Source organism: Streptomyces sp. NPDC051105, from assembly GCF_040682795.1.
Taxonomy (GTDB): domain Bacteria; phylum Actinomycetota; class Actinomycetes; order Streptomycetales; family Streptomycetaceae; genus Streptomyces.
On the sequence record NZ_JBFBBR010000040.1, the window covers coordinates 1 to 6,468 of the forward strand.

At 69.6% G+C, this 6,468-nt stretch carries 2 protein-coding genes; both read right to left on the reverse strand.

The window, feature by feature from the left end; all coding sequences use genetic code 11:
* Positions 1–5,354: type I polyketide synthase (locus AB0N16_RS41340; protein ID WP_365805992.1), on the reverse strand; the 5,354-nt coding region annotated here is incomplete at its 3' end.
* Positions 5,355–5,424: 70 nt separating this feature from the next.
* Positions 5,425–6,468 (reverse strand): beta-ketoacyl reductase (locus AB0N16_RS41345; RefSeq protein ID WP_365805993.1); only part of this gene is annotated, 1,044 nt, incomplete at its 5' end.

The window sequence follows — 6,468 nt, forward strand, 5'->3', positions numbered from 1 at the left end:
ATCCCCACAATCGCCAACGGCTCATCCACCCGCGACGAACGCCGGACCCGCACCACCCGCCGCTCATCAACACCCTCACCCCCACCAACCTCCGCAAGCAAGAACCGGGCGACGGCAACCGGCGACGGATGATCAAAGACCAGCGTCGACGGAAGCCGCAGACCACTCGCCTGCGTCAGCCGGTTCCGCAACTCCACCGCCGCCAGCGAATCGAAACCCAGCTCCTTGAACGCCCGCCCCGGATCAATCACCTCGGACGACGCATGCCCCAGGACAGCCGCCACCTGGCTCCGCACCAACTCCAGAACCACCCGCTCCCTCTCGGCTTCGGGTATGGCGGCCAGCCGCTCGGCAAGTGATCCGCTCACGCTCTGCGTACGACGGGCCGGCGTACGGACCAGTCCGCGCAGCAACGCCGGGAGCATCCCGGCCCGCGCCTGCGCCCGCAACGCACCCTGATCCAACCGCACCGGCACCAACAAGCCCGCATCCTGCCGCTGCGCCCGGTCGAACAACTCCACACCGAGTTCCGTCGACAGCGCGCCGACACCCTGCCGCTCCAGCCGCGCCAGCTCCGCCTCGTCCAGCTCCCCGGTCATCCCGGTCGCATCCGCCCACAACCCCCACGCCAACGAGGTCGCCGGCAAACCAGCAGCACGACGCCGCGCAGCCAACGCATCAAGCACGGCATTCGCCGCCGCATAGTTGCCCTGACCAGGACTGCCGATCAAAGCCGCCACGGACGAGAACAGCACGAACGCCGACAACTCCATATCCGCCGTCAGCTCGTGCAGATGCAGCGCCGCGTCCACCTTCGGCCGCATCACCCGCTCCACCTGCTCAGCCGTCAACGACGTGATCACACCGTCATCCAGGACACCGGCCGCATGAATCACCGCCGTCAACGGATGCTCCAACGAACCGATCAAGGCTGCCAGTTGGTCACGGTCGGACACGTCACACGCCTCGACCCGCACCGAAGCACCCAACGCCTCCAGGTCCTGCACGAGTTCACCGACACCCGCCGCCCCCGGCCCACGCCGGCTCACCAGCAACAGCCGCCTGACACCATGCGTTGCGGCCAGATGCCGGGCGAACACCGCACCCAGACCACCCGTACCACCCGTGATCAACACCGTGCCATCCGCATCCAGCACCGGACCCGCGACCGGCACCGACGACACTCGCGCCAGCCTCGGCGCCAAGAACCCGCCCCGACGGACAGCGAGCTGAGGCTCCTCCAGAGCAGCCAGTGCAGTCCAGTCCGGCACACCACCGTCACCGTCGGCATCATCGTCGACGTCCACCAGGGTGATCCGGCCCGGGTGCTCCGACTGCGCACTGCGCACCAGGCCCCACACCGGCGCCAGCGCCAGATCCGGAACCTCATCACCCACCGCGACACCCCGACGCGTCACCACCACCAGCCGCGCATCGGCCAACCGCTCACTCGCCAACCACCGCTGCAACAACCCCAACACCCGCACCACAACCGAAGACGACGCACCATCCGCCAGCCCCGCGACCTCGGCAACCACCACATCCGGAACCCCGGCGCCCTCAGCCACGGCCCGCTCCAGCGCATCCAGGCCGCCGCCGTCCCAGTCTCCACCGAGTGAAGCAACCCGCACGGAGCCTTCCGACACTTCGGCGGCCGGGACTTCCGCCCAGTCGACCGTGAACAGCGAGCTGTTGCTCGACCGCCCGGCGCTCTCAAGCTGTGTCCGGTCGACGGGGCGGGCGACGATGGACCTGACGGACACGACCTCGGCGCCCGCGTCGTCGACCGCGTCGAGCCGCAGCGCGGAGTCGCCGGTCGACGCGACCCGAACCCGCAGTCGCGAGGAGCCCCTGCTCGAGAGACGAACACCGGCCCAACTGAACGGCATCCGGTGCCCACCACCGTCGCCGTCGCCGTCACCGTCGACCAGCAGGACCGCGCCACTCTGCAACGCGGCGTCGAACAAGGCAGGGTGGATGCCGAACGCCCGAGCGGGGTCGACATGCTCGTCGGTGAGCGAGACCTCGGCGTAGATCTCGTCACCGTCCCGCCAGGCCGCGCGCAGCCCCTGGAAAACGGGGCCGTAGTCGTAACCGATGTCGCTCAGCCGCGAGTAGAACGACTCGACCGCTAGCGGCTCCGCGCCCTCCGGCGGCCACTCGGCGGGCCATGCCGCGACAGGCCCGGCCTCGGGGGCGAGAAAACCACGGGCATGGCACGTCGCCGCCTCGCCCGCACCCTCTTCGTCGATCTCCGCCTCGACCTCGGGACGGGTGTAGATCGCGATGGCACGGCGGCCATCGTCGTCAGGCGCTCCGACAGTGACCTGAATCTGAACCGCGGCACCCTCCTGGAGAAGGAAGGGGGACTCCAGGATCAGCTCCTCGACGACCGGGGCGGCGGTGTGCCTGCCGGCGGTGAGTGCCAGTTCGATCAGTGCGGTGCCTGGGACGACGATGTTGCCGAGGAGTACGTGCTCTGCGGTCCAGGGCTGCGTTTCGGTGGACACGCGCCCGGTCAGCACCCACTCGTCCCGGTCCCCGACCGACACCGCGGCACTCAGCATGGGGTGGTCGAGCCTGCCGAGTCCGGCAGCGGCCGCGTCACCGGCCCCGGTACCAGGAGCAAGCCAGTACCGTTCCCGCTGGAAGGCATAGGTCGGCAGGGAAACGCGCCGAGCGCCGGTACCGGCATACAGCGCCGACCAGTCCACCGGCACGCCGGCCACGTGCGCCTGCGCAACAAACGCCGCGAACGTCTCCGCCTCGGGGTGACGCGCCCGCAACACGGTCGCGAACACCGCCTCCGTGTCCTCTTCCACCGCCTGACGCGCCAACGCCGTCAGCACACCATCCGGACCCAACTCCAGGAACCGGGTCACACCCTCGGCCTGGAGAGTACGCACCCCGTCGGTGAACCGGACTGCCTGACGGACGTGATCCACCCAATACCCCGGGTCAGCCAGCTCCGCCGACACCAGAGCACCCGTCACATTCGACACCACCGGGACTCGGGGGACGTGGTACGTGAGGGTCTCGGCCACCTTGCGGAAGTCGGCCAGCATCGGCTCCATCCGATGCGAATGAAACGCATGACTCACCCGCAACCGAGTCGTCTTCCGGCCCTGCCACCGCGGCAGCCACTCATCAAGCGCATCCAGATCACCGGACACCACCACCGAGCGGGGACCGTTGACCGCAGCGATCGACAACCGGCCCTCGAACCCGGCCAGCTCCCCGGCCACCTCCTCCTCCGCCGCCTGCACCGCCGCCATCCCACCACCAGCCGGCAACGCACCCATCAACCGGCCACGAGCCACGACCAGCGCACACGCATCCGCCAGCGACAGCACCCCCGCCACGTGAGCGGCCACCAGCTCACCCACCGAATGCCCGATCAGATAATCCGGGCGCACTCCGAGGGACTCGACCAGCCGGAACAGGGCCACCTCGACCGCGAACAGCGCGGCCTGCGTGAACTCCGTCGCATCCAGCAGCCCGGCTTCCGCAGAGCCCTCCTCGGCAGCCAGCAGGCTCTGAAGGGAACGGCCCAGCCGCGGGTCCAGCTCCGCACACACCTCATCCAACGCCCGCGCGAACTGCGGGTAAGCAGCGGCGAGCTCCACACCCATCCGCGCCCGCTGCGCCCCCTGCCCCGTGAACAAGAACGCCGTCCGACCCGCACTCACCCGACCGTCGAACACACCAGCCGCCGGTTCACCCCCGGCCAAAGCGGCAAGGCCGGCCAGCAGCCCCTCCCGATCCGACGCCACCACCGCAGCACGCTGCTCCAACTGCGCCCGCGACACCACCGACGAGAAAGCGACATCCACCAACCCCACCTCAGGCGAAGCCACCACATGCGCACGCAACCGCTCCGCCTGCGCACGCAACGCCACCTCGTTCCTACCCGAAAGCAGCACCGCAGCCGGCCGGTCCGGCGCAGTCACTTCCGTGGTCGACTCCGCAGAATCCTGCGGCGCCTCCTCCAGAATGAGGTGGGCGTTCGTTCCGCTGATGCCGAACGACGACACCCCCGCGCGCCGCGGCCGCTCACCCGCAGGCCACTCCTCCGCCTCCGTAAGCAGCTTGACCTGACCGGCCTCCCAGTTGACATGCGGAGACGGCGCATCCACGTGCAACGTCGACGGCAGCCGGCCATGCCGCATCGCCATGACCATCTTGATCACACCCGCGACACCAGCCGCCGCCGACGTGTGACCGATGTTCGACTTGATCGACCCCAGCCGCAGCGGACCGCCACCCGCCCGCTCCTGGCCATACGTGGCCAGCAGCGCCTGCGCCTCGATCGGGTCACCCAGCTTCGTGCCGGTGCCGTGACCCTCCACGGCATCGACGTCGGCAGGGCTCAACCCGGCGTTGGCAAGAGCCTGGCGGATCACCCGCTCCTGCGAAGGACCGTTCGGCGCCGTCAGACCATTACTCGCACCGTCCTGATTCACCGCACTACCGCGCACCACGGCCAGGACGCGGTGGCCGTTCCGCCGGGCATCCGACAGCCGCTCCAGCACGACCAGTCCGACGCCGTCCGAGAAACCCGTACCGTCCGCAGCGGCCGCGTACGGCTTGCAACGTCCGTCGGGGGCAAGGCCACGCTGGCGGCTGAACTCCACCATCAGGAAGGGCCCGGCGAGCACCGTCACGCCGCCCACCAGTGCGAGAGAGCACTCGCCCGAGCGGAGCGCCTGTGCGGCCATGTGCATCGCGACCAGGGACGACGAGCACGCCGTGTCCACGGTGACGGCGGGGCCTTCGAGGCCAAGGCTGTAAGCGACCCGGCCGGACACCACACTGGTCGTCGTACCCGTAAGCCGGAAGCCCTCGAGCTCCGGAAGCATCTGCCCGCCGTAGTTGGAGGGCACCGCGCCGCAGAACACGCCCGTGTCGGTGCCGCGCAGCGAGGTGGGGGCGATACCCGCGTCCTCGAACGCCTCCCACGCGGCCTCGAGCATCAACCGCTGGGCCGGATCGGTGGCCAGCGCCTCACGCGGGCTGATCTCGAAGAAGCCGGCGTCGAAGTCCCCGACGCCGTCGACGAACCCGCCCCCGCTCGCGTAGACCTTGCCGACCCGCTCCGGATCCGGGTCGTACAGGCGTTCCACGTCCCAGCCGCGGTCCTGCGGCAGGCCGGACACCGCGTCGCGGCCCTCCGACACCAGCTGCCACAACTCGTCCGGTGAGGTGACGCCGCCGGCGTACCGGCAGCTCATCCCGACGATCGCCAGAGGCTCGGTCGACTGGGCGAGGAGCCGCCGGTTCTGCTGGCGCAGGCGCTCGGTCTCCTTGAGTGACTTACGGAGGGCCTCGACGAGTTCGTTCTGGTTGGCGGGCATGTCTACGCCTTCACCTCCGGGCGCACAGCGGCGACCACGTTCTCGATCAGGTTCGGGATTGCTGTCGTCGTCATGCCATGTCCTCTTGGGTCATCCGGATCAGGGCGTCGACGTCCATCTCGTCGATCGACTCGGAGTCCCCGGCGGTCGGTGCGACGTCTTCGGAGCTGTTCGCGAGCTCCATGAGCGTTTCGAGCAGCCCGGCCTGACGCAGCCGGCCGATCGGGATCGACACCAGCAGCTCGCGGATCTCGTCCTCCTCCGACGACCGCTGAGCCGGCACCGTGCCGCCCGGCATGGCGACGGGGATCAGGTACTGCGCGACGGCCTCGGGGGTCGGATGGTCGAAAACGAGCGTGGTGGGCAGCCGCAGACCGGTCGCCTGGGTGAGCCGGTTCCGCAGTTCCACCGCGGCAAGGGAGTCGAAGCCGAGCGTCTTGAAGGCACGGTCCGGGTCGATCGCGTCGGAAGAGGCGTGGCCGAGGATGGCCGCGACCTGGCCGCGAACCAGATCGAGCGTGACACGCTCCCAGTCCGTCTGCGGTACGGCGGCGAGCCGCTCGGCGAGCGATCCGCCCACGCTCTCCACCTGGCGGGCGGGCATACGGACGAGTCCGCGCAGCAACGCCGGGAGCATCCCGGCCCGGGCCTGCGCCCGCAACGCACCCTGATCCAACCGCACCGGCACCAACAAGCCCGCATCCAGTCGCTGCGCCCGGTCGAACAACTCCACACCGAGTTCCGTCGACAGCGCGCCGACACCCTGCCGCTCCAGCCGCGCCAGCTCCGCCTCGTCCAGCTCCCCGGTCATCCCGGTCGCGTCCGCCCACAACCCCCACGCCAACGAGGTCGCCGGCAAACCAGCAGCACGACGGCGCGCAGCCAACGCATCAAGCACGGCATTCGCCGCCGCATAGTTGCCCTGACCAGGGCTGCCGATCAGAGCCGCGACAGAGGAGAACAGCACGAACGCCGACAACTCCATGTCCGCCGTCAGCTCGTGCAGATGCAGCGCCGCGTCCACCTTCGGCCGCATCACCCGCTCCACCTGCTCAGCCGTCAACGACGTGATCACACCGTCATCCAGCACACCGGCCGCATGAATCACCGCCGT